Raw genomic sequence first — 23,657 nt, 5'->3', positions numbered from 1 at the left:
CGCTCAGCGGTCCCCCCAGTGAGCTGGATCACCCGTTTCACCTGGTCAGGTACTCTGCGCGACCGTGACCGATCCTCTCGCTCCGCTGCTTTCCTTGCCGGGCGTGGCCGACGCCGCGAACGCCGCCAAGGACGCCGTCTTCCAGGTGCACCGCCATCGGGTGAACCTGCGCGGCTGGGCCACGACGGCGGCGGAGGCGTCCGTCCGCGCCGCCCGGGCGTCCGCGGCGCTGGAGGGCGGGCCGACCGAGATCCCGGAGTCCGGCGAGGTCTCGGACCCGGTGCTCGCGGGGTCGTTGCGCGTCGCCGAGGCGTTGGGCGGTCTCGTCGCGACATGGCAGCGCGCGCCGTTGCAGGCTCTCGCGCGGTTGCACGTCCTCGCCGCCGCAGACCTCACGACTGATGTCGGACGCCCGCGCGTTTCCGAGGACGTGTCGCAGCGGCTCGACCTGATCGGCTCGCTGGTCACCGGCGGCACGTCCGTGCCGGCACCGGTGCTCGTCGCCGTCGTGCACGGCGAGCTCCTCGGGCTGGCGCCGTTCGGCGTCGCCAACGGCGTGGTGGCCCGTGCCGCGGCCCGGATGACGTCGATCTCCAGCGGGCTCGACCCCAAGGGCCTCGGCGTGCCCGAGGTGGCGTGCCTGCGCCGGTCGGCCGAGTACGAGGCCGCGTCCGTGGCGTTCGCGTCGGGGGAGATCGAGGGCCTGGCCCAGTGGATCCTGTTCGTCTGCTCCGCGCTGGAGGCGGGCGCCCGCGAGGCGAAGAGCATCGCGGACGCCGCGCTCACCGGGTGATCTCGGCCAGGATCTCGGCGGCCCTGATCGCGTCCTCGTCGGTCACGTAGAGCGGCGCGAACCCGAACCGCAGGATGTCCGGCGGCCGGTGGTCGCCGATGACGCCGCGTGCGATCAGCTCGTCCATGACGGCCCTGGCATCGGGGCAGCGGACGGAGATCTGGTTGCCGCGGTTCTCCGGGGTGATCACTTCCAGGCTCGTGAGCTTCTGGACGTGCTCGCGGAACAACGCCGTCAACGCCAGGCCACGCTCGCGCAGCTCGGCGAGGTCGACGTCGTCCCACACGTCCAGGGCCGCGTCGAGCGCCAGCATCGACAGGATGTCCGGCGTGCCGACCCGTGCGCGGGCGATGCCGGGATCCGGCTCGTAGGAGGGGTTCATGCCGAACGGCTCGCGGTGGCCGTTCCAGCCCGACAGCGGGTTCTCGAACGTCGCCTGCCTCGCGTGCGGCACGTAGATGAACGCCGGTGAGCCCGGCCCGCCGTTGAGGAACTTGTAGGTGCAGCCGACCGCGAAGTCGACTTGGAGCGCGTCCAACTCGATCGGCAGCACGCCCGCGCTGTGGCAGAGGTCCCAGACGACCTGCGCGCCGACGCCGTGGGCCTGCTCGGTCAGCGCCTTCATGTCGTGGAGCTCGCCGGTCCGGTAGTCGACCTGGTTGAGCAGCACCACGGCGGTGTCCTCCGACAGGTCCGAAGAGGACGGATGAGCCGCCCGGATCTTCAGGCCCGTCAACGACGCCACGGACTGCGCGATGTAGCCGTCGGTCGGGAACGTCGACTCGTCGCACACGATCTCGCCGCGGCCGGTGCCCTTCACGGCGCCCATCAACGCCTTGAAGACGTTGACCGACGTCGAGTCGCCGACCACGACCTGGCCGGGAGCCGCACCGATCAGCCGGCCGACGCGGTCGCCGACCCGTTGCGGCGTCTCCCACCAGCCCTCGGACCACGACCTGATCAGCCGCTCACCCCACTGGTGCCGCACGACCTCCTGCATGCGCGCGGCGACGTGCTTCGGCGGTGCGCCGAGGGAGTTGCCGTCCAGGTAGATGACACCTTCGGGGATGTCGAACAGCTCCCGCCTCACACGTAGCTCCTCGCCGTCCACAGTTCCGGGAACACCGCGCGCTGGGTGCGCTTCTCCAGCCAGGCGACACCGGCGGAACCACCCGTGCCGACCTTCGAACCCATCGAACGGCGGGTCGCGAGCAGGTGGTCGTAGCGCCACCGCGCGAACTCCTCCGCGATGTCGGTCAGCGCCTCGCCCAGCTCCAGCAGATCGCGGTCGTCGCCGCGGTAGATCGTGGCCCACACCTGCTCGACCTCGGCGGACGGCTCGTACGCCTGGGTCAGGTCGCGGTCCAGCACGGACTGGGGGATGTCGAAACCGCGACGCTTCAACGCCGCCAGCACGTCGTCGTAGAGCGACGGCTCACCGAGCGACTTCTCCAACTGGTCGTGCATCGCCGGCACCGCGCGGTGCGGCACGAGCATCGACCTGGACTTCTCGCCGAGCAGGAACTCCATCTCGCGGTACATGCCCGACTGGAAGCCCGAGCCCTCGCCGAGCGCGTCGCGGAACGAGTTGAACTCGGTCGGCGTCATCCGCGCGATCGGCCGCCAGGCGGCGGACAGCGCCTGGAGGTGCAGGTCGGAGCGCCGCAGGGTGCGGATCGCCGCGCGCAGGTCGTCGGCGCGCAGCTCGGTCTGGGCCTGCCTCCACTCGAAGCAGAGCAGGCCGAAGTACAGCTCCATCACCTGCGTGATGACCAGGAACGACATCTCACGCGGATCTTTGGACCACTGCTGTTGAAGGGTGTGCAGCACCGACGCGTGCACGTAGTCCTCGTACGGCGTGGTGCCGCCGAAATCCAGCTTGGGGGATACGGGGCAGCTCATGCGTTCAATCCTCGCCGGAACCGCCCGCCACCTGAATGGATGACGAAAGGCGTTCGCGCGAAACTTCTTCCGAACGCAAAACAAGTCGCCGAGTAGCTTTGCGTTCATGTTGGACGAGGTGGACAAGGCCCTGTTGGAGGCCCTCCAAGAGGATGCGCGGCTGTCGTACAACGAACTCGCGCGCCGGGTGCACGTCTCACCGCCGACGGTCGCGCAACGCGTGCGGCGGTTGGAGAACATGGGTGCGATTACCGGCTATCGCGCCGTGGTGGACCCGACCGTCGTCGGACGTCCAGTCGTCGCGTTGGTGCGCATGAAGTGCTACGGCCCGAGGTGCATCACAGTCCATCCGGAGTTGCTCGACGACCTCCCCGAGGTGGTCGAGGTCGTGCGGCTGACCGGGGACATCTGCTCGGTGGTGAAGGTCGTCACCACGTCGATCGTCGAGTTGGAGCGGCTGCTGGTCCGGCTGGCCGCACACGGGGAGACGTCCAGCGCAATGGTGCTGTCCACGCCGATCCCGTGGCGTCCGGTGTTGCCCGGATAACACGCATCCAAGATTCCAATTAAGCTAGCCTCCGATCTTGTGAGGCTGACCAAGAGCACCGACATCGCTCTGCGGATCGTGATGCGGCTGGCCGTCGTCGACAGGACGGCGAACCCGACCACGCGCGAGGTCGCCGAGGTCATGGGCGTCCAGTACACGCACGCGGCGAAGGTCGTGTCCCAGCTCCAGCACCTCGGTGTCGTCGAGGCGCGGCGCGGCCGTGGCGGTGGGCTCGCGCTCACCGCCACAGGTCGTGCCGGCTCGATCGGCCACCTGGTCCGCGAGCTGGAGGGCGTGGGCGACGTCGTCGACTGCGAGGGCGAGGTGGCGTGCCCGTTGAGCTCCGCCTGCCGGTTGCGCCGTGCGTTGCGCCTGGCCCAGGAAGCCTTCTACGCCTCACTCGATCCGTTGCGCGTCGATGACCTCGTCGCTGATCCCACCGGTCCCGTTCTGCTCACCCTGCAGCCGAAGTGAGGAACTCGTCGATGCTCTCCCCGAAGTCCACCGAGCTGGTCGAAGCCACCCTGCCCGCCGTCGGCGCCGCCATCGCCGAGATCAGCGCCCTGTTCTACGAACGCATGTTCGCCGAGCACCCGATCCTGTTGCGCGACATGTTCAACCGCGGCAACCAGGCCAACGGCACCCAGGCCCAGGCGTTGGCCGGGTCCATCGCCGCCTTCGCCTCCGGCCTGCTCGCCGGGCGGACGCCCGACGGGATGCTCAGGCGCATCGCCCACAAGCACGTGTCCGTCGGCGTGACGCCCGGCCAGTACGCCGTCGTCCACAAGCACCTGCTCGGCGCCATCGCCGAGGTCCTGGACGTGACGGACGAGGTCGCGGCGGCCTGGAGCGAGGTCTACTGGCTGATGGCCGACACGCTGATCGGCATCGAGCGGTTCCTGCCGCAGGGGCAGCAGGAGCACCGGGTGATCGCCCGGTTCCAGGAGACAGAGGACGTGGTGACGTTCGTCGTCAGGCCGATCGACGGTCCCGTGCGGGCGGGTGAGCCGGGCCAGTACGTGTCGGTGCAGGTCCCGCTGCCCGACGGCGCCCGGCAGATCCGCCAGTACAGCCTGTCCGGGCGGTCCGACGACGCGCTGCAGTTCTCGGTGAAGCGCGACGGCGAGGTGTCGAACCACCTGCACGACCACGCGCCGGTCGGGAGCACCGTGACGGTCAGCCAGCCGGCGGGGGACGTGACGCTGCGGCCGGGCGACGGCCCGGTGCTGCTCGCGTCGGCGGGCATCGGCTGCACGCCGATGATCGCCATGCTCGCCGAGCTGGCGGCCACCGGCTCGGCGCGGCAGGTCATCGCGGTGCACGGCGACCGCGACCAGCTCACGCACCCGTTCCGCGCCGAGCTCGCGCAGCTCGTGGCCAAGATCGAGGACGCGCAGGCGCACGTCTTCTACGAGCGGCCGATCGGCGAGTGGCCGGCCGTCCGGACCGGGTTCGTCGACCTCGCGTCGGTGCCCGTGCCGGCCGACGCCACCGCCTACCTGTGCGGGCCGCTGCCGTTCCTGCGCGCGATGCGGGCGCAGCTGCTCGGAGCGGGCGTCACCGACATCCACTACGAGGTCTTCGGGCCCGACGTGATCTCAGCCGGCTAGCCGGTCCAGGGCGTTGCGGACATGACCCTGCGTGTCCTCCAGCGCCGCCGCCGCACGGTCGGTCGGCACGCCGGAGAGCAGGTGGACCAGCGCCACCTTGAGGTCACCGGACGCCTCCGCCAGCGCCTGCTCGCAGTCGGCCGCGGGCAGGCCGGTGGCCTCGTGCAGGATCCGGATCGTGCGGCCGCGCAGCTTCGCGTTGGTGGCGCGCATGCTGACCATCAGGTTCGAGTAGGTGCGGCCGAGCTTCACCATCACCGCGGTGGAGAACGACGTCAGGACCAGCTTCTGGGCCGATCCCGCCTTCATCCGGGTGGACCCGGCGATGGCCTCGGGACCGGTGTCCAGCGCGATCAGGACGTCCGGCGTGAACGGCACCGAGGCGTTGTTCGACACCAGCACGGTGCGGGCGCCCAGCGCACGGGCCTCTTGCAGCGCACCGATCACGAACGGCGTGCGTCCCGACGCCGTCACGCCCACGACCAGGTCGTTCCCGGTCGCGAACCGGCGGATCTGGGCGGCGCCCGAGTGGTCCTCGACCTCCTCGACGGCGCGGACGAGGGCTTCCGGGCCGCCGGCGTGGTGGGCGACGAACCAGTCGGGCGGGGTGTTGAACGTGGGCACCAGCTCGGCGGCGTCCAGCGTCGCGAGACGGCCGGACGTGCCCGCGCCGACGTAGTGGACGCGGCCGCCGGAGGAGATCGCCGCGACGCCGAGGTCGACCGCGCGGGCCAGCTCCGGCAGCGCCTCCGCGACCGCAGCCGGGACCCTGCGGTCCTCTTCGTTGATCATGCGCAGCACGTCGGCGGTGGAGACCCGGTCGATGTCCGCGGTGCGGGGGTTCCGCCCCTCGGTCGGAGATTCCACGCGCACCGCCACACCGTTCCGGGGGGAGGTCATTTAGACGTCTCCCGCGGTCGTCGCCGGCCGTCTGGCCGCGCTCCCAGCCGGTGGCCGGACACCGCTTCGTACGTCGCCTCCAGCGCCGTCTTCGCGGTGTCGACGTGGTGCTGGGCGACGCCGATGAACAGGCAGTCGATCACCGTGAGCTGCGCGATGCGGCTCGCCATCGCGCCGGAGCGGAAGGTGGTCTCGCGCGCGGCCGTGGTCAGCACGTGGTCGGCGATCTCGGTGATCGGCGAGCGCGGGAAGTTCGTGAGGGCGACGGTGGTGGCGCCGGTCTCGCGGGCGACGCGCAGGGCCTCGACGGTCTCCGAGGTCGAGCCGGTGTGCGAGATGCCGACGGCGACGTCCGCGGCGGTCAGCACGGCCGCCGACGTCAGCGCGATGTGCGTGTCGTTCCAGGCGAAGCAGGTCAGGCCGATGCGGTGCAGCTTCTGCTGCATGTCGAACGCGACGAACGCGCTCGCGCCGAAGCCGTAGACGTCGACGCGGCGTGCGCCCGCGACGGCCTCGACGACCTTGCCGAGAGCCTCGACGTCGAGCTGCTCGGCGGTCTCCTCGACGGCGCGGGCGTCGGCGAACGCGACCTTGCCGACGACCTGGGCGAGGTCGTCACCGGGACCGATGTCGCCGCCCATGTCGTGGTTGGCCCTGGCCTGGCTGCGGGCGGTGTCGGCGGCGAGCGCGATGCGCAGCTCCGGGTATCCGCCGACACCGATGGCCTTGCAGAACCGCGTCACCGTCGTCTCGCTGGTGCCCGCCTGCTCGGCGACCTCGGTGATGCTGCGGTGCGCGACAGTCCCGGGGTTCTCCAGCACCACCTTCGCGACGCGCTGCTCGGCGCGCGCGAGACCCGGCAGCAACGACCGGATCTTCACCAGCGGACTGGACTCGGCAGTGCTTTCAGTGGACACGTGGGAAACTTACTAACCGCCACTGCGAGGGTCAACGAGGTGTGTCCGAAAGTCACTCTCTCGGCGCGGCCGTCACCCCACATCGGGGATCTTCCTGGTGGACACGGCGATCCGGTTCCACGAGTTGATGGTGAAGATCAACGCGATGAGCTGCGCGAGCTCGTCCTCGCCGAAGTGCTCCGCTGCCCGCTCGTAGACCTCGTCGCTCACGTACTCGTGGCTGTTCAGGACGGTGATGGCCTCGGTCAGCAGCAGCGCCGCCTTCTCCTTCTCCGTGTAGAGGTCGCCTGCTTCCTGCCACGCGTTGAGCAGGTAGATGCGGGCCTCGGTCTCGCCTCCCTTCCGGGCGTCGACCGTGTGCATGTTGAGGCAGTAGGCGCAGTGGTTGAGCTGGGAGGCGCGGATGCGGACGAGCTCGGCGAGCTGCTCGTCGAGACCTTCACGGGCGGCGGCGTCGAGGGCGATCATGGCGCGGTAGACCTTCGGCGCCTTCTTGGCGAGGTCGATGCGGTTCGTCATGAGTAGAACCTATGGCGATCATTGGCCCTGGACGTGGTGCAATCTGATCGTGGAATCGTGGGCCAATCTGGACTTCCACCTCGACCTGTCCGGTCCGGGTGGGCTGAGGCACCGGTTGACGGCGTCGCTGCGAGAAGCGGTGCGGTCGGCGCGGTTGCCTCCCGGCACGCGGCTGCCGGCGTCGCGGTCGCTCGCACTCGACCTCGGGATCGCGCGCAACACCGTCGCGGAGGCGTACGCGGAACTTGTGGCGGAGGGGTGGCTGACCGCGCGTCAGGGGTCGGGAACCGTTGTCGCGCAACGGGTCGCGCCGCCTCCTCCGGTGCAGCGCCGTGCCGCGGAACCGGACGTCCGGTTCGACCTCATGGTCTCGACGCCGGACATCACCGAGTTCCCGCGTGCGGAATGGGTCCGTTCGACGCGGCGGGCGGTGATGGCGGCGCCGTCGGAGGCGTTCGGGCCGGGGGATCCGCAGGGCCGCATCGAACTGCGGACGGCGCTGGCCGAGTACCTGGCGCGGGCGCGGGGTGTGCGGGCCGATCCCGAGCGGATCGTGGTGTGCTCGGGGTTCGGGGGCGCCGTCCAGATGTTCGACCGGCTGCTCGAGCCGCCGGTCGTCGTCGAGGAGTACGGGCTCGGCTTCCACCGGTCGTTGTGGAAGTCGACGGTGCCGCTGGCGGTGGACGACCACGGCGCGAACACCGAACAACTGCCCGACAATCTGCGTGCCTGCGTGCTGACGCCGGCGCACCAGTTCCCGTTGGGCGGTCCTCTACACCCGCGGCGGCGCGCTTCGGCCGTGGAGTGGGCACGGCGCGTTGGTGGCGTTGTGCTGGAAGACGACTACGACGGCGAGTTCCGCTACGACCGGCAGCCCGTCGGGGCGGTGCAGGGGCTCGATCCGGAGCACGTCGTGTACCTGGGGACGTCGAGCAAGGCGTTGTCGCCGGCGTTGCGGATCGCGTGGATGGTGCTGCCGGACCGGTTCGTGGACCCGGTCCTGGAGTTGAAGACCGACCGCGAGCAGTACATCAGCATGCTCGACCAGCTGACGTTGGCCGATTTCCTGTCGTCGGGTGCGTACGACAGCCATGTGCGGCGCATGCGGCTGAAGTACCAACGGCGACGCGACCGGCTCGTCGAAGCTGTTTCGCCGTACGCGTCCGTGTCCGGAATTGCGGCCGGAATGCATGCGGTGCTCGAGACTCCGCACGAAACGGCGGTTGTCGAGAGCGCGCGTGAACGCGGGATCGCGGTCAGCCCTCTGTCGTGGTTCCGGCACGAGCTGAGCGACGACGACCGTTCCGGAGTGGTGGTGAGCTTTGGAGCGCCCGCGTTTCCACGGGCGCTCCCACTGCTCGCCGAAGCGCTAGCGGCGTGCCACTGACCAGCCTTCGGCCGTGACGTCGCCGCGTGCGTGCACGTACACACCACGGCCGTTGTACTGGCCGGCTTTGGTGTAGATGAAACGGGACTTCTTCTGTTCCGTGGCGACCCACCGGCGTTGAGTGGTGGTGATCGTGCGGACGTCCTGCCATTGGGTGCCGTCCCAGTGCTGGATCGTCAGCTTGTCGCCCTTGTCGACGTCGACGAAGACCTCGACCGGGCGCTCGGCGGTGAGGGTGCCGCCGGAAGTCGTGGCACGCCACTGCTTTCCGTTCGACTTCACCGCCAGCGCGTTCGCCAGGCCGTCGGCGACCACCCGCCGTGCGGGGTTGACGCTGCCCCAGTCGCGGCTCGGGTGGACGCGGTTGGTCAGCAGGATCGCGATCGACCGCGAGGCTTTGTCGATCACGAACGACGTGCCGGTGTAGCCGGTGTGGCCCGCGGTTCCCGGCCCGCTCAGCGCGCCCATGTACCAGCGCTGGTCGAGCTCGAAGCCCAGGCCGTGGGCGTTGTCCGGGAACTGCTGGTTGAAGTTCGTCAGCATCAGCTCGACCGAGTGCTCGGTCAGGATCCTGCGGCCCTGGTACGTGCCGCCGTTGAGAATCGTCTGGCCGAGGATGGCGAGGTCTCGCGCCGTGCCGAACACACCGGCGTGTCCGGCCACTCCTCCGAAGGACCACGCGTTCTCGTCGTGCACCTCACCGCGGATCATGCCGCGTGGCGGTGTCGTCTGGAACTCCGTCGCGGCCGTGCGGTCCCTGGCCGTCGGGTTGTAGCCGGTGTCCTTCATGCCGAGCGGCCTGGTGATGCCGTCCTTCACGGCCTGGTCGAGCTTCTTGCCGCTCACCTTGAAGACCAGCTCACCGAGCGTGATCAGGTTCAGGTCGGAGTAGACGTACGTGGTGCCGGGCGTGGACTTCGGCGTCACGTCCATCACGGCTTTGACGCGTGACGGGATGTCCGGGTACTTCTGCCACAAGGGGATGAACGGTTCGAGACCGCTCGTGTGGGTCAGAAGCTGTTTGACGGTGATGTTCTCCTTGCCGTTCACGCCGAACTCGGGCAGGTAGGTGGCGACCTTGGCGTCGATGTCCACCCGGCCACGCTCGACCTGCTGGATCACCGCGATCGACGTGAAGAGCTTGGAGATGGAAGCGAAGTCGAAGATCGTGTCCTTGCGCATGGGGACGCGTTCTTCTTCTGGCAGCTGGGTTTGCTGGTCCTCGTAGAGAACCGCGTAGCCCGTGCGGTCGTGCGTGACGATCTTGCCGTCGTGCACGTACATCGTGACGGCGCCGGCGTAGAGCGGTTTGCCGTTCGCCTGCGGCTTGGTGAAGTCGCGGACTTGGCGCAGTGCCGCGTTGATCGGTTCGGGGTCGAGGCCGGCCCAGTACGGGTTGGACTCGCGCAGGGTGGTCCACGCAGGCGCGAAGCCGTCCTGGGGCTGGTCGAAGTGGCCGGGGATCGCTGCCGTCACGACCGCGACGGCCAGTGCGGGGATGAGCATGGCGTCCTCACCGATAGCGCAGGTAGGGCTGGCGGGTGCGGCGGAACTGCTGGAGCTCCCCCTGCCACGCGCCGACGACCTCGTTCAGCGGAGCGTTCGCGTCGATCATCTTGCGCAGCCTGTCGGAGCCGCTGAGCTTGTCGATCCAGTTGTCCGGCCGCCACGCGAACACGTCCGGGTACGACGACTTCGCGGTGATCAGCATGGCGACGGCGGCCCTGATGGCGTCGAACCTGCCCGCGTCGGTGACGTGCAGGGTGACGCCGCCGCAGGTCTTGCCCTGGAACTTGGTGGACGTCGGCGAGAAGTAGGTCTCGCGGAACCTGACACCCTCGAGGCCCAGTGCGTTGAGCTCCTCCGCCCAGCGCCAGTCGATGCCCGGTGCGCCGACGGTCTCGAACGGTCGGGTGGTGCCGCGGCCCTCCGAGAGGACCGTGCCCTCGAACAGACACGTGCCGGGGTAGACGAACGCGGTGTCCTGGGTGGGCATGTTCGGGCTCGGCGGGACCCACGGCAGGCCGGTGTCGAGCTGGTTGCGGCGCCAGCCCCTGACGTCGACGACCTCGAGGCTCGTCTTGACGCCGAACTCGCCCACGTAGAAGCGGGCGAGCTCACCGACCGTCATGCCGTGCTGCTGGACGATCGGCTTCAGGCCGACGAAGGTCGCGTAGGCGGGGTCGAGCTGCGGGCCGGCCGCGTCGCCGCCGATGGGGTTCGGGCGGTCGAGCACGAGGAACTCGACGTTCGACGCGGCCTGCATCGCCGTGTACAGCGTCCAGATGTAGGTGTAGAAGCGTGCGCCCACGTCCGCGATGTCGAACACGACCGTGTCGACGCCCGCTTTCGCGAACATAGCTTGGATCTTCGTCGCGTCGGCGCCGTACGTGTCGTACACCGGGATGCCGGTGCGTGGGTCCTGATAGTCGCCCTCGGAACCGCCGGCCTGTGCCGTGCCGCGGAAGCCGTGTTCCGGGCCGAACACCGCAGCCGGCTTGGCACCGTGGGCGACCATCGAGTCGACGATGTGCGTCTGGTCCGTGAGGATGCCCGTCGGGTTCGTCAGCACACCGACCTTGCGGCCCTTGAGCTTGCGCCAGCCGTCGTCCGCGAGTTGCTGGGCGGCGGTGGTGAGCCTCGGGGCCGCGGTGGCGGACGCTGTGCTGACCAGGGGGACGGACAGGGCGCCCGCCGCGAGGAAGCTCCGCCTTCTCACCAGGTCACCCCGTGCCCGAACGGGTAGGGCGTCGGGCCGGGGACGTCGACGGGGAGCTTGCCCTGCGGCTTGGCCTCGCCGAGCAGGATCCTGGCCAGCGCCTCCATGGAGACCGTGGTGGTCGAGTAGGTGGCCAGCCACGTCTTGGCGTTGCTGTACGCGACGTCGTACGGGTTGCCCGTGGCGGCCGCGATGACCGGCTTGCCCGTGGCGACCAGCTGGTTGATCAAGTCGACCTGGGCGGGCCTGGTGCTCGCGTTGTTGGTCAGCACGACGATCTTGTCCGCGTTGGCCGCCGCCACCACCGCCTGCTGGATCTGCGCAGGGGTGGGGCTGGTCGCCGTGACGACCTTGGTGCCCTTGAGCCTGGTCGCGAGGGCCGTCGCCGGGGCGTCGCCGGTGCCGACGACCAGGGGAGCGGAGGCGTTGAGCGGGATCGCCTGGGCGTCGTTGCGGACGGCCGTGACGGTGCGGTCGGCGATCTTCTGCGCCGCCTCGGTGTTGGAGCCGACTACCTGGTCGACCTTGTTCTCGTCGACCTCGGTGGAGAGCATGACGCCGCGCAGGAGCTTCATCTTGAGGATGCGCTGGACGCTCTGGTCGATGCGCCGCTCGGAGATCTCACCGCCGCGCACGGCCTTGACGACGCTGTCGATCGCGACGCCGAGGTTCGGCGGCATCAGCAGCTGGTCGACGCCCGCCTTGATGGCCAGCACCGGGATCTCGGCGTCGGAGTGGAGCTTGCGGACACCCTCCATCTCCAGCGAGTCGGTGACCACGACGCCGTCGTACTTCAGCTCCTCGCGCAGCAGGCCCGTGATGATCTTCGGGCTCAGCGTCGCCGGCTCACCGGACGGGTCGATCTGCGGCACCTGGATGTGCGCGGTCATGATCGAGTCGATCTTCGCGGCGACAGCGGCCCTGAACGGCGGCGCGTCGATCTGGCGCCACTGGTCGAGGCTGCGGTTGGAGACCGGCAGGGCGGTGTGGCTGTCCTCGGACGTGTCGCCGTGGCCGGGGAAGTGCTTGGCGGTCGAGGTGACCGACGCCGGGTCGAACATGCGGCGGCCCTCGTAGCCACGGACCTGGGCCTTGACCATGTCGGCCGCGAGCTTCGGGTCGCTCGAGAAGCTGCGCACGCCGATGATCGGGTTCGCCGGGTTGGAGTTGACGTCCGCGTCCGGGGCGAAGTTCTGGTTGATGCCCATCGCCCGGAGCTCCTGGGCGTTGATGCGGGCGGCCTCCTCGGCGTCCCGCGTGCTGCGGCCCGCGCCCAGGGCCATGTTGCCCGGCAGCTGCGTGGCCGGCGGGCCGATGCGCGTGACGAGGCCCATCTCCTGGTCGGTGGAGATGAGCAACGGGACGCGGCTGGCCTTCTGCAGGGCGTTGGAGAACCGCGCGATCTGCTTGGGCGTGTCGATGTTGTCGCGGCTCGAGTTGTTGAAGTAGATGACCCCGCCGGGCTGGTACTTGCGCACCATCTCCACGGCGGTGGCCACCCCGAAGTCCGTCTGGTTCTTGGGGAGCGGGACGTCGGCGGCCTGGCCGTTGACGTACGTGACGAAGAGCTGGCCGACCTTCTGTTCCAGCGACATCCCGCGCAGTGTGGTCACGGAGGTGTCCGCTCTCGCCACCGGCGTGAGGGTGACCATGGCTGTGACCAGCGTCAACGCGGCGAACTTCCGCACTTGTCCGTGCCTCCCGGTGATGTTCCCACAGGTAACTGGCGTATTTCGCAAGTTACTCACAGGTGCGTGGTGGGTCAACGGAAGGACATTGTGCCGTTCGGTGGCATTTTTGCCGGACACGCAAACGGGGCACCCTCGAAAGGGCGCCCCGTCAGACAGCGCGGGCTAGCGGGTTACCAAGCGTGCAACTCGTGTCGTACAACCCTGGCCTCGGCGTCCGGCGTCCCGATACGCAGGCCCTAGACGACAAGCCTCCCGCGGCGTGCTGCGCGTGGGTACTCGAAGTCCGCGCACGGAGCCCTGCCGGGGTGGAGTCTGGCTTCTCTTCGCCAGGTCCCTGGCCGACCCGAGGTCCGCACCACCTATTTAAGTGCGTGGGGCGGGTCACAGCAAGGCCTCGGAAGGGTGCACCGTTCAAGCCACGTTCAGTAAGGAAAGTACTGGGGTTTCAGCGTTTGCGAGGTTCTCTTCGCGTTCCGGTACCGCTGACGGGGCAGTGTCGTGCACCCACGCGGACACCACGTGCGCGGGCCGTCGCCGCTACTCGCCGGTACCGGCCTCCATCGGGTTTCCGTCGTCCGCGGGCCTTGACTCAGTCGCGGCCGCGCTTGCGCCGGAGGCCGTACCAGGCGGCGCCGGCCGCCGCGACCGCGCCGAGGCTGATGGCCGTGACCGCGACCGCCCTGCCCGACGGGGTGGGGAAGCGGCCGCGCAGGCTCACCGGGTCGACGAACTGCAGCACCGGCCAGTCCTTCTCGGTGGCGGTGCGGCGCAGGCCGCGGTCCGGGTTCACGGCCGTCGGGTGACCGACGACCTCCAGCATCGGCAGGTCCGTGATGCTGTCGGAGTAGGCGTAGCTCTTGGTGAGGTCGTAGCCGTGCTCGGCGGCGAGCTGCTTGATGGCGACGGCCTTGTTGTCGGAGGCGCAGTAGAAGTCGACCTCGCCGCTGTAGCGACCGCCCTGCACGACCATCCTCGTGCCGACGCTGTAGTCCGCGCCGATCATCTGGGCGATGGGCGCCACGAGCTCCTCGCCGGACGCGCTCACGATGACGACGTCGTGCCCCTCCGCCTTGTGGTCGGCGATCAACTGCGTCGCCTCCTTGTACACAAGGGGGTCGACGATGTCGTGCAACGTCTCGCTGACGATGCTGCGGATCTGCTCCACGTCCCAGCCCGAGGCCAACGCCGTGATGTGCGCGCGCATGCGGTCCATTTGGTCCGCGTCCGCTCCGGCGAGCATGAACACGAACTGGGCATAGGCGCTCTTCAGCACAGCACGGCGGTTGATCAGCCCTTCCTGGAAGAAGGGGCGGCTGAACGCCAGCGTGCTCGACTTCGCGATCACGGTCTTGTCGAGGTCGAAGAAGGCGGCGATCCGGCTCATGGACGTCAGCTTAGGTGTACTGGTCAGTAGGCCGTTCGGGCGGCATTTCGGTGGTGTACGAAACCGTTGTGCTGCACGGTTACCGAAACTTGGCCCGCGGCTGTTGCCGAAGTTGCGCGCGGCACTGGCGCATGGGGATACAGTAGGAGAGTCCGGTTCGACGGACGGGTTCAGTCCGACCCCCCGGGACTGAACCATTGACGACCCCCGTCCCTCCCCCCTGGCGGGGGTCGTCCCATATCCGGACCCCGTTTCCACACGGCCGCGACTGGACCTCTGCCGCTTCTGCCGCCCGTTCCGGGCCTTTCCCGGCCGTCCTCCGGCTTTCCGGTGCTCAACCCTCCAGGCTCGCACACAGGACCGACAGTCCCGGCCGTCCAAGGCCTTCAAGATCGCGACTTGTCCACATCCGCGAATCTGTCCACATCTGGATCTTCGCGCGTTGTGTCGTTCCTCACGAAGAACGACGGTGGACCCATGACCAACCCCATCGCCCTGCTCACCGACCAGGACCTCCTCGACGAGGTCCTCCGGGTGGCCGCCGCGGCCGACTGCCCGCTGAACTGCGCCCCGGACGTCACCTCCCTGCGCGCCCAATGGCACACGGCACCCCTGGTCCTGCTCGACCCCGCCGCCGTCTCCGCCTGCCTGGACGCGGGCTTCCCCCGCCGCACCGGCGTCCTGGTGGTCCACGGAGGCGACCCGCCCTGGGCACCCGCGGTAGCCCTGGGCGCGGACGGCGTCCTGGAGCTCCCGGTGGAGGGCCGCACTTTGGTGGGCGCCCTGAGCGACCTGGGCGAGGGCCCACCCTCGGACCGAGGCCGGGTGGTGTCCTTCGTGGGCGGCCGGGGCGGCGCCGGCGCCTCGATCCTCGCCATAGCCTGCGGCCGCGAGGCAGTGGCGGACGGCGGCGAAGCGATGCTCGTCGACTGCGACCCCCTGGGCGGCGGCATAGACCTGGCCCTGGGCACCGAGTCCGACGAGGGCGCCCGCTGGCCGGGCGTGCACTGCAGCGGCGGCAAGGTCCCGATGTCGGCCCTGCGAGCCGCCCTCCCCACCGCCGGCAGCCTGAGCGTCCTGGCCTGCGACCGATCAGGCCCGGACCCGGAACCAGCAGCGGTGGCAGCAGTCCTGGACGCAGGCCGCCGAGCGGGCAACACCGTGGTCTGCGACCTCCCCCGCCACCCGACCGCCGCAGCCTCAGCAGCCCTGGACCGCACAGACCTGACCATCCTGGTGGTCCCAGCCGAAGTACGGGCCACAGCAGCGGCCAGCAGAGTCGCCTCCCGCCTCCTGACCCAGGGCCGCACCATCCGCCTGGTGGTGCGAGGCCCGTCGCCGGGCAACCTCCAGGCCGCCGAGATGGCCGAGGTGATCGGCATCCCGCTGCTGACCCAGATGCGCCCGGAACCGGGCCTGGCCGAGGTGCTGGAACGGGGCCGCTTCCCGCGCAACGCCAAGGGCCCGCTGGCAACAGCAGCCCGCCGGGTGCTGAAGGAGCTCCGCCCGTGACGCGCCCTCCCGTCCCGCGCGGGACACCGAGTGTTTGCGGCGGCTCCTGCGCTCACCCCGCAACCCAACCGGCGGCCCAAGCCGAACCGGCGGCCCAAGCCGAACCGGCGGCCCAAGCCGAACCGGCGGCCCAAGCCGAACCGGCGGCCCAAGCCCGATCCGCGGCCTGGCACCACTCCGCGCCGCGACCCGATCCCGTGCCGCAATCCCGCCCCGCGCCGCAATCCCAACCCGTCGCCCAGCCGCACCCCGCGCCGCGTTCCCAACCCCCAGCGAGGCCCAGCCCCCGCCCCACAGTCCGGCGCCGGCTGGACGTGTGGCCCACCCGAGTCGAGATCCCCTTCCCGCGAAAGGCCCCGTGCCCGTGACCAGCTCTCCCGGCCGAGACCCCAGGCAACCGAAGGAGAACCCACCCGTCACCCGCCTCCGCGTCTGGTGCCGGATGGTCCGCAACCTCTTCGTCTACGGCCGCCCCATCCCACCCCGCTACATCTTCCGGGAGGAACCGAAGTGAACCGCTTCCTCATCTGGTGCACCGAAACCTGGCGCCGCCTCACCGGCCGCGAGATCACCCACGGCCGCCACGCCCACCGCCCGGAGACGGCCACATGACCGCCACCGCACGCCGCTCCGAGCCCACCACCCGCCGCGCGAAGACCACCGCCATCCGGCACCCAAGCACCGCCGCCGCCCACTACCCGGCACCCGCCGCCCACCCGGGCACCACACGCCCGAGGTGCGCGACATGACCGCCGCCCTCATCGACCGGGTCCGCCACCGCCTGGCCGGCACGGACAGGGAGATGACCGCGGCCGTGGTGGCGCACGCCGTCCGCTCCGAAGCCGGAGGCGTCCTGGCCGACGGAGACGTCTTGGAGGCCCTCCAAGTCCTCCGCCAGGAGTTCAGCGGCACCGGCCCGCTCGACCCGCTGCTCGACGACCCCGGCACCACCGACGTCCTCGTCACCGCGCCGGACCAGGTCTGGGTCGACGGCACGACAGGCCTGCGCCGCACCACGATCACGTTCCCCGACGAAGCCGCTGTCCGCCGCCTCGCCCAACGCTTGGCGGTGGCCGCGGGCCGACGCCTCGACGATGCTTCGCCGTGCGTCGACGGTTGGTTGCCGGGCAGTGGCGTCCGGCTGCACGCCGTGCTGCCACCGATCGCGGACAGCACCTGCCTGTCGCTCCGGGTCCTCCGGCCGGCGACCCACGACCTCGGCGCGCTTCACCGGCTCGGCACGTTCGACGCCGAGATCGCCGATGTGCTCCGCGCGATCGTGCGCGAGCGCAAGGCTTTCCTGGTCATCGGTGGCACCGGGTCGGGCAAGACGTCGTTGCTGTCCGCGCTTCTGGGTTGTGTCCCGCCGACCGAACGCATCGTGTGCGTGGAAGACGCCGGCGAGCTGCAACCCGATCACCCGCAGTTCGTGCGACTGGTGGCGAGGCCCGCGAACGTCGAGGGCGCGGGTGAGATCACCGTCAGGGAACTGGTGCGGGAGGCGTTGCGCATGCGGCCCGACCGGATCGTCGTCGGCGAGGTCAGGGGCGCTGAGGTGCGGGAGTTGCTCACGTCGTTGAACACCGGGCACGAGGGTGGCGCCGGAACGCTGCATGCCAACTCGCCCAACGAAGTCCCGGCCAGGCTCGAGGCGTTGGGCGCCCTGGGCGGCCTCAGCCCCCGAGCCCTGCGCAGCCAGGTGGCGGCAGCGGTCCAGCTGGTCCTGCACATGCGGCGCGACGACAACACCAGGTACCTCAACGAGATCGGCGCGTTCGAGCGCACCGAGTCCGGGCTGGAGGTTCGTCCGGTCTGGACGCGAGAACAAGGCTGGCGAGAGAAGGGGTTGCTGTGCTGAGCCTTCTGCTCCTGGCGACGGCGCTGCTCGTGTGGCCGCAGCTCAAGCAGATCCGCCGCCTCAGACCCAAGGACAAGCGGGAAGTCGTTGTGCCGCAGTACGTCTGGTTCGTGGCGGCGGCAATCATCACCTGTCTGGCGGCGGGTATTGGAGGACTGGTCGCCGGAGCGGTCCTGACAGCGGTGATCTACCGGAGCGTCAAGCAGAACAAGCGTGCCAAGGCCCTCAAAGCCGCGACCGAGGCGCTCAGCAACGGGCTGGGCGGCGTGGTCGACGAGCTGCGAGCGGGCGCCCACCCCGCCGCCGCAGCCGAAGGAGCGGCACAGGACACCCCGGCGCCGGCCAGCGAAGTGCTGAAAGCCGCGGCGGCGACCGCGCGGATGGGCGGTGATGTCGAACGAACGCTGCGCGAGCTGCGCCAGCCGCTGCTGGAGACAGCGACAGACCAGTTGGCCAGAGCGTGGCACGTGTCGGCGAAGCACGGTGTCGCGTTGGCGGATGTTCTGGACGCCACGAGACGTGACCTCGACGAGCAGGCGGCGTTCGCGCGGCAGGTCAACGCGCGCATGGCGGGGCCCCGGGCGAGTGCGGCGGTGCTGGCGGCATTGCCGGTCTTGGGTCTTCTGCTCGGTGAGCTCAGCGGTGCGAGACCGCTCCACGTCCTGACGGGCACCCCGGCCGGTCAGGTGCTCCTGGTCCTGGGCGCGGTGTTCCTGGCGGCCGGGCTGTGGTGGACGCGGCGGATCACCGAGGTGGGGCCGTGACGTTCCTGCTGCTGGCGTTGGCAGTGCTTGTCGTGCCGACGCCACGGGCTATCGACAGGCTCCGGCCCCGAGCCCACGATCCGCCGCGACGAGCGACGAGGGCCGGTGGCCCGTTCGAACGGGCCGCGGCCTGGGACCTGCTGGCCGCCTGCCTCAGGGCGGGGCTACCGGTGCCCACGGCCGTCCAGGCGGTCGGCGTCCCGGAGCTGAGCCGGGTCGCCGAGCTGCTCCGGCTCGGGGCCGACCCGGTCACGGCGTGGGCGTCCGCGCTCGACCACCCCGCCACCGCACCGCTGGCCAGAGCCGCGCGGCGGACGGCGCGGTCCGGTGCCGCGCTGGCCGGGCAGGCCGCGGAGCTCGCGGGCAGGACCAGGGCCGAGGCGATGAACGACGCCGAGGCGAAGGCGCAAAGGGCCGCGGTGGCCGTGGCGGTGCCGCTCGCGCTGTGTTTCCTGCCGGCGTTCCTGTGCCTCGGCGTGATGCCGGTGGTGCTGGGGCTGGCCGGTCGATTCCTCGTCTAAGGAGAGAGATGGAACTGCTGAAGGACGACAGCGGGATGAGCACTGTGGAGTACGCGATCGGGACGTTGGCCGTGGCTGCGCTGGCCGGGTCGTTCTACGTGTTGCTGACCAGTGACTTCGTGCAGAACCTGTTGCAAGGGCTGATACAGCGTGCGCTGTCTTCGGTCTGATGACCGGGGGATGGTCACGGTGGAGGCGGCCGTCGCCGTGTGTGCGTTGCTCGCCTTCATGGCGTTGGCGGCGGCTGGGCTCACTGCGGTCATCGAGCAGATGCGGTGCACCGACGCCGCGAGAGAGTCCGCCCGGCTTGTCGCCCGCGGTGAACGGCAGCGCGGTGAGCAGGCCGCAGGAGAGATCGCGGCCGGTGCGAGCGTCGTGATCCACAGCGAGGCGGATGCCGTGCGGGTCGTCGTGAGCAAGCGGGGGCCGTTGGGCTTACCGCTCACCGCGGAGGCGTTCGCCGCGCTGGAGCCGCGATGAACGGTGACGTGGACGACTGCGAGCGGGGTTCGGCCGCGGTGAGCGGTGTGGTGGCGATGTTGTTGCTGATCACCGTGACAGTCGTCGGTGCGCAGGTCGGTTCGGCGGTCGTCGTGCGGCACCGGGTGATCGGTGCCGCCGATCTGGCGGCGCTGGCGGCTGCCGCTCGTCTCGCGGAAGGTGACAGAAGTGCTTGTGAGCAGGCGGAACTCGTGGCCGAGGCGAACAGGGCGGTGTTGCTGAGCTGCGCGGTGAGCGGATGGGAGGTGGTCGTCGAGGTCTCGGGGGTCACGCCGTTCGGCCCGGTGAACGCCCGTGCCAGGGCAGGTCCGGCTGAAGATCGGAGCGTTCGGAGCACGATGAGCGGTCGGCTCGCTGCGGTGAGCGGACTCACACCGGGGTTCGGACATGCTGAACGGTGATCGAACCAACGCGCGGCGTTCGGTGGCTCGTCTTGTCATAGCGCGTTCGCCGTCCCATACCTACCAGTTGTCGCGGCGGGGGTTACCAAGGGCGGGGCCGGTGTCGTTAGTTGTAGTGGCGGCACCGACGCGGTGTCCTGCGAACACCGGCACCACGTCGATGTCGAGTCAGAGCTAGGAAGAAGGCGACGGAAGATGGATTGGTCGGACAGCTGGCGCGGGGCCTTCCGCATCGAACTGCGTGCCGAGGCCGTGAGCCTCGCGTACCGCGGCTGGCCTGTCCTGCCCGGCACCTACCCGGCCGGTTCGGAGAACGGTGTCACCCAGTGGGCCGGTCGCAGCGGCCTCGAGCTCCACGGGCCCATCCCGGTGCACCGCGACTGGGTTGACCGCATCGGTACGCGTCCCGACCAGGTCGCCACCTGGTGGGCGGGTGCCTCCTACAGCCTTCTCGTCGCCACCGGCCACGTGGTGGACGCGATCGAGGTCGGCACCGACCTCGGCCGCCGCGCGGCCGTCGCACTGCGCTCGATCGGTGTTCCCGTGCCGATCGCCGCGACCCCGTCCGGCCGCTGGATGTTCCTCGTGAAGTCCGGTTCGAAGCTCACCGCCGAGCTGGCCGGCAACCCGGACGTGCACCACTACGCCCAGGGCGAGTACATCCCGCTGCCCCCCACCACCATGGCGCACGGTGTCGTGCACTGGCGGGTCAAGCCGCAGGTCTGCGGCTGGAACCTGCCGGACGCGCACGTCGTGCAGGACGCGCTCGTCGAGGCGCTGCACGCCCCGGCGCGCTACCAGCTCGAAACCGTCTGACACAACTACAAGCCCGGCCGCGCTGGGTGTCGTCGTGGACTCTCCCCGACAACCCCGAAGGCGATGCCCTGCGCAGCCGTTCCACCTCAGCCCGGTCCGATGATCGGTTCCCGCACCCCGCACGTCGGGGACCGCGCAGGAACGGGCGAAAAGCCGAACACGCACCCCGAAGGACAGCCTCCCGCACCAGTGACCGGACCGAGGAACGTTAGTGGCAGGGCACCCGCTCTGCCGCGGTCGGCGAAGCCGGCTCCTCCCCGGAGTTCGTCAGCGGACAGTGGACACCGTCGCCTCCCCGCGTGTCCTGTCGAGACGAACGAACCAGATTCCGCCGATGTTCCAAGGGATCCGGTCGCGAAGCGGTAGCAGGCGGGAAAACAGTGTTCGGCACGTGGAGAGCGCGGCGGGGGTACCCGTGAAACCCCCGCCGCGCCCACGAAAACCGGAGAACCTAGAGCCCGAGAGCTTCCGCGTGGGAAGCGAAGGCCAGGGTCTCCTCCCAGGATCCGGGCCGTGGGACCGCGTCGGCGTGCCAGCCGAGGTCCCTGTCCCGCAAGACCTGCTCGATCAGCGGGTGCCAACGCTGATCGAGCATTTTCTTCGCCCAGAGCAGGGCGCCGCGTTTCGACTCCACCTCTCCCGTGTGGATGGTGTAGAGCGTGCGGCAGTACGCCGAGACGACGTAGCGCTGCGTCCAGGCGTTGCCTGTCGGCGCCCACTCCCGGATGCCCTCCAGGACGTGCGGCAACTCGGCGCGCATCGAGGACCGCAGCACCGAAGCCGGCACCTCGTCGACCAGCGAGGTGATCGGCGGGCCGTCCAGCACGATGCCGTGATTCCGCAGGATCCACCGGGCGTGCGGGCTGTTGCAGTGGGTGTCCCACGCCAGGGTCCGCTTGCCGTGGTCGTTGAACAGCCACGGAACCCCGAGGCCCGCGACGGACCGCAGTGACGAGACGTCGGCGTACGAGCCCTCGATCTCCGTCGACCAGTGGCCCGGCCGCAGCGGGATGTCGTCGTGCAGAGCGCGCAGTCCCGCCTCACGTGAGCCGGACGGCAGTTCGGTGCAGGCGACGATGAAGTCGCAGTCGCTGTGGATGTCGCCGGCTCCCAGGGCGAACGAGCCCTGGACGTACGTGCCGACGTAGGTGGGGCCGAGGATCTCGCGCACGGACGAGACGAGGTCGGTGAGCAGTGCGTCGAGATCGGTGAAAGGTGTGAACAAAACAGACTCCTGTGAACCCGTGACCGGTGATGGGGACGGGCGCGGCGGAGCGTTCGGCTCCCGCGCTGAAGCGCGTCGGGAGAGCGGTCGGACCGGCCGCGCCTAGGCGCGACGGGTGCGTTCAGTGGCGTTGCAGCCGCATGCGTTCACATCGACACCGTAACCGGGCGGCCGGCCCGCGGTCAGGCGATTTTGCCCAGCACGACATCGAGGACCTGCACGGCACCGGCCTTGTCCAGCGGGTCGTTGCCGTTGCCGCACTTGGGCGACTGCACGCACGACGGGCAGCCCCTCGGGCACGAGCACGCGCTGATCGCCGACCGCGTCGCCGAGAGCCACGCCCGCAGCGCCTCGAAGCCCCTGTCCGCGAAGCCCGCGCCGCCGGGGTGGCCGTCGTGCACGAACACCGTCGGCATCCCCGTGTCCGGATGAACGGCCGTCGAGACGCCGCCGATGTCCCACCTGTCGCACGTCGCGAACAGCGGCAGCAGGCCGATCGCCGCGTGCTCGGCGGCGTGCAGCGCACCGGGGATCCGTTTGCCCTCGACACCCGCCGAGGCCAGCAGCGACTCGTCGACGGTGTACCAGACGGCACGGGTCCGCAGTGTCTGCTCCGGCAGGTCGAGCGGGATCTGGTCCAGCACCACGCCGGACGGCAGCCGGCGCAGGTAGCCGACGACCTGCGTGGTCACCTCCACCTCGCCCAGGCACATCGACACACCGCCGAAATCGGCGCGCTCGACCTCGCGTACCACCGTGATGTCCACGCAGTCACGCGGCTGCGTCGTCCACTCCGGGTCCTCGCGGTGCACCATCGCGAGGCCGCTCTCCAGGTCGAGCTCGTCGACCACGTACGCGCGCCCCTGATGCAGGTAGACGGCACCGGGATGCACCTGCCAGCAGGCGGATCCCGGGTCGACCGTGCCGAGCATCCGGCCAGAGTCCGCCTCCACGACGGCGACCTGGTCACCGCCGGAGCCACGGATGTCCACCCCGGCGTGCGGCCGGTCGTGCGACGCCCAGTACCACCCGGCCGGACGCTTCCGCAGCAGCTTCTCCGCCACCAGCTCGGCCAGTACGGCCTCGGCGAGCGGTCCGCCGAAGTCGTCCAGGCAGGCAGGGGTCAACGGCATCTCGGACGCGGCACACGCCAGCTGCGGCCCCAGCACATAGGGGTTCAACGGATCCAGCACCGTCGCCTCGACCGGCCGGTCCAGCACGGCGGCCGGGTTGTGCACCAGGTACGTGTCCAACGGGTCGTCGCGCGCCACGAACACGACGAGAGCACTGTCCCCGGACCGTCCGGCCCGGCCCGCCTGCTGCCAGAACGACGCCAAAGTGCCGGGAAAACCGGCCACCACCACGGCGTCCAGCCCGGCGATGTCGACGCCCAGCTCCAGCGCGTTCGTGGTCGCGACGCCGAGCAGATCGCCCGTGGACAGGGACTTCTCCAACGCCCGCCGCTCCTCCGGCAGGAACCCGCCCCGGTAGGCGGCCACCCTGACCGGCAACTCACTGTCCACTTCGGACAGAATCCGCTGGGCGCCGAGAGCTGTCAGCTCGGCACCGCGGCGGGAGCGCACGAAGGCGAGCGAACGGGCGCCCTCGACCACGAGATCAGCGAGGATCCGCGCCGTCTCCGCACCGGCCGAACGCCGTGCGGGAGCGCCGTTCTCACCCTCCAGGGACG

The 23,657-nt window shown here is 70.1% G+C and carries 24 protein-coding genes; 13 read left to right on the top strand and 11 right to left on the bottom strand.

What is annotated here, in order from left to right; genetic code table 11:
* The first annotated feature begins 64 nt into the window (after positions 1-64).
* Entirely contained in the window at positions 65-793 is a 729-nt protein-coding gene (locus tag VM306_RS08430) for an oxidoreductase (protein ID WP_325512713.1), read from the top strand.
* On the opposite strand, the gene kynU is transcribed toward VM306_RS08430, so the two are convergent.
* Positions 783-1,883, bottom strand: coding sequence for a kynureninase (gene kynU / locus VM306_RS08425; RefSeq protein ID WP_325512711.1), 1,101 nt, complete (start codon positions 1,881-1,883; stop codon positions 783-785). The genes VM306_RS08430 and kynU overlap by 11 nt on opposite strands.
* Positions 1,880-2,695: a tryptophan 2,3-dioxygenase gene (locus tag VM306_RS08420; protein ID WP_325512709.1), complete on the bottom strand. Its 816-nt coding sequence runs from the start codon at positions 2,693-2,695 to the stop codon at positions 1,880-1,882. The genes kynU and VM306_RS08420 overlap by 4 nt, the downstream gene beginning before the upstream one ends.
* A 106-nt stretch (positions 2,696-2,801) precedes the next feature.
* On the opposite strand from VM306_RS08420, the gene VM306_RS08415 reads away from it, so the two are divergent.
* From VM306_RS08415 to VM306_RS08405, 3 genes are read left to right on the top strand one after another with little or no spacing between them, the layout of a single operon-like run.
* A complete protein-coding gene (locus VM306_RS08415) occupies positions 2,802-3,242 on the top strand; it encodes an Lrp/AsnC family transcriptional regulator (protein ID WP_211257779.1) in 441 nt (146 codons plus the stop codon).
* Between the two features lie 39 nt (positions 3,243-3,281).
* Positions 3,282-3,716 carry an Rrf2 family transcriptional regulator gene (locus VM306_RS08410; protein ID WP_325512704.1) on the top strand — a complete coding sequence of 145 codons (435 nt, stop codon included), beginning with the start codon at positions 3,282-3,284 and terminating at the stop codon, positions 3,714-3,716.
* A gap of 11 nt (positions 3,717-3,727) precedes the next feature.
* Positions 3,728-4,852, top strand: a complete 1,125-nt coding sequence (locus tag VM306_RS08405; RefSeq protein WP_325512702.1) for a globin domain-containing protein — start codon at positions 3,728-3,730, stop codon at positions 4,850-4,852.
* Here VM306_RS08405 and murQ read toward each other — a convergent pair.
* The 3 genes from murQ to VM306_RS08390 all read right to left on the bottom strand — a co-directional run bounded on the left by murQ (position 4,841) and on the right by VM306_RS08390 (position 7,188).
* Positions 4,841-5,752 carry an N-acetylmuramic acid 6-phosphate etherase gene (gene murQ / locus VM306_RS08400; protein ID WP_325512700.1) on the bottom strand — a complete coding sequence of 304 codons (912 nt, stop codon included), beginning with the start codon at positions 5,750-5,752 and terminating at the stop codon, positions 4,841-4,843. The two genes, VM306_RS08405 and murQ, sit on opposite strands and share 12 nt — an antisense overlap.
* Complete coding sequence (locus tag VM306_RS08395; protein ID WP_325512698.1) at positions 5,749-6,669, bottom strand: MurR/RpiR family transcriptional regulator; 921 nt, start codon at positions 6,667-6,669, stop codon at positions 5,749-5,751. The genes murQ and VM306_RS08395 overlap by 4 nt, the downstream gene beginning before the upstream one ends.
* Positions 6,670-6,741: 72 nt before the next feature.
* On the bottom strand, positions 6,742-7,188 hold the full coding sequence (locus tag VM306_RS08390) for a carboxymuconolactone decarboxylase family protein (protein ID WP_325512696.1): 447 nt from the start codon (positions 7,186-7,188) through the stop codon (positions 6,742-6,744).
* A 49-nt stretch (positions 7,189-7,237) separates the two neighbouring features.
* Here VM306_RS08390 and VM306_RS08385 point away from each other — a divergent pair, with 49 nt between their 5' ends.
* The gene (locus VM306_RS08385; protein ID WP_325512694.1) at positions 7,238-8,575 is read left to right on the top strand and encodes a PLP-dependent aminotransferase family protein; all 1,338 of its coding nucleotides are present in this window, start codon (positions 7,238-7,240) and stop codon (positions 8,573-8,575) included.
* Here the strand turns inward: VM306_RS08385 and VM306_RS08380 are convergent.
* The 4 genes from VM306_RS08380 to VM306_RS08365 form a co-directional block, all read right to left on the bottom strand.
* Complete coding sequence (locus VM306_RS08380; protein WP_325512692.1) at positions 8,558-10,081, bottom strand: serine hydrolase domain-containing protein; 1,524 nt, start codon at positions 10,079-10,081, stop codon at positions 8,558-8,560. The two genes, VM306_RS08385 and VM306_RS08380, sit on opposite strands and share 18 nt — an antisense overlap.
* Before the next feature lie 7 nt (positions 10,082-10,088).
* Complete coding sequence (locus VM306_RS08375) at positions 10,089-11,294, bottom strand: DUF1343 domain-containing protein (RefSeq protein ID WP_325512690.1); 1,206 nt, start codon at positions 11,292-11,294, stop codon at positions 10,089-10,091.
* A complete protein-coding gene (locus VM306_RS08370; RefSeq protein WP_325512803.1) occupies positions 11,291-12,946 on the bottom strand; it encodes a glycoside hydrolase family 3 protein in 1,656 nt (551 codons plus the stop codon). The genes VM306_RS08375 and VM306_RS08370 overlap by 4 nt, the downstream gene beginning before the upstream one ends.
* Positions 12,947-13,574: 628 nt before the next feature.
* Positions 13,575-14,369 (bottom strand): HAD-IB family hydrolase, encoded by a 795-nt coding sequence (locus tag VM306_RS08365; protein ID WP_325512688.1) that lies wholly within the window; start codon positions 14,367-14,369, stop codon positions 13,575-13,577.
* A 477-nt stretch (positions 14,370-14,846) separates the two neighbouring features.
* On the opposite strand from VM306_RS08365, the gene ssd reads away from it, so the two are divergent.
* From ssd to VM306_RS08325, 8 genes are all read left to right on the top strand, one after another.
* Complete coding sequence (gene ssd, locus VM306_RS08360) at positions 14,847-15,881, top strand: septum site-determining protein Ssd (RefSeq protein WP_325512686.1); 1,035 nt, start codon at positions 14,847-14,849, stop codon at positions 15,879-15,881.
* 745 nt (positions 15,882-16,626) lie between these two features.
* A complete protein-coding gene (locus VM306_RS08355) occupies positions 16,627-17,739 on the top strand; it encodes a TadA family conjugal transfer-associated ATPase (protein ID WP_325512684.1) in 1,113 nt (370 codons plus the stop codon).
* Positions 17,733-18,503 carry a type II secretion system F family protein gene (locus VM306_RS08350; protein ID WP_325512681.1) on the top strand — a complete coding sequence of 257 codons (771 nt, stop codon included), beginning with the start codon at positions 17,733-17,735 and terminating at the stop codon, positions 18,501-18,503. Before VM306_RS08355 ends, VM306_RS08350 begins: the two co-directional genes overlap by 7 nt.
* On the top strand, positions 18,500-19,024 hold the full coding sequence (locus VM306_RS08345; protein ID WP_325512679.1) for a type II secretion system F family protein: 525 nt from the start codon (positions 18,500-18,502) through the stop codon (positions 19,022-19,024). Before VM306_RS08350 ends, VM306_RS08345 begins: the two co-directional genes overlap by 4 nt.
* Before the next feature lie 8 nt (positions 19,025-19,032).
* Complete coding sequence (locus VM306_RS08340; protein ID WP_325512677.1) at positions 19,033-19,194, top strand: DUF4244 domain-containing protein; 162 nt, start codon at positions 19,033-19,035, stop codon at positions 19,192-19,194.
* A gap of 10 nt (positions 19,195-19,204) precedes the next feature.
* On the top strand, positions 19,205-19,504 hold the full coding sequence (locus VM306_RS08335; protein WP_325512675.1) for a TadE family type IV pilus minor pilin: 300 nt from the start codon (positions 19,205-19,207) through the stop codon (positions 19,502-19,504).
* Positions 19,501-19,926, top strand: coding sequence for an Rv3654c family TadE-like protein (locus VM306_RS08330; protein WP_325512673.1), 426 nt, complete (start codon positions 19,501-19,503; stop codon positions 19,924-19,926). The genes VM306_RS08335 and VM306_RS08330 overlap by 4 nt, the downstream gene beginning before the upstream one ends.
* 195 nt (positions 19,927-20,121) lie before the next feature.
* Entirely contained in the window at positions 20,122-20,742 is a 621-nt protein-coding gene (locus tag VM306_RS08325; protein WP_325512671.1) for a bifunctional DNA primase/polymerase, read from the top strand.
* A 451-nt stretch (positions 20,743-21,193) separates the two neighbouring features.
* Here the strand turns inward: VM306_RS08325 and VM306_RS08320 are convergent, their stop codons facing one another.
* Together VM306_RS08320 and VM306_RS08315 are read right to left on the bottom strand one after the other, a co-directional pair.
* A complete protein-coding gene (locus VM306_RS08320; protein WP_325512669.1) occupies positions 21,194-21,967 on the bottom strand; it encodes an aminoglycoside adenylyltransferase domain-containing protein in 774 nt (257 codons plus the stop codon).
* Positions 21,968-22,149: 182 nt separating this feature from the next.
* A partial coding sequence (locus VM306_RS08315) for a Zn-binding domain-containing protein (RefSeq protein ID WP_325512667.1) occupies positions 22,150-23,657 on the bottom strand: 1,508 nt, incomplete at its 5' end.

This window comes from Lentzea sp., assembly GCF_035525475.1.
GTDB lineage: Bacteria > Actinomycetota > Actinomycetes > Mycobacteriales > Pseudonocardiaceae > Lentzea.
The sequence above is the reverse complement of the archived record's forward strand: the minus strand, read 5'-3'. Positions and strand labels throughout refer to the sequence as shown.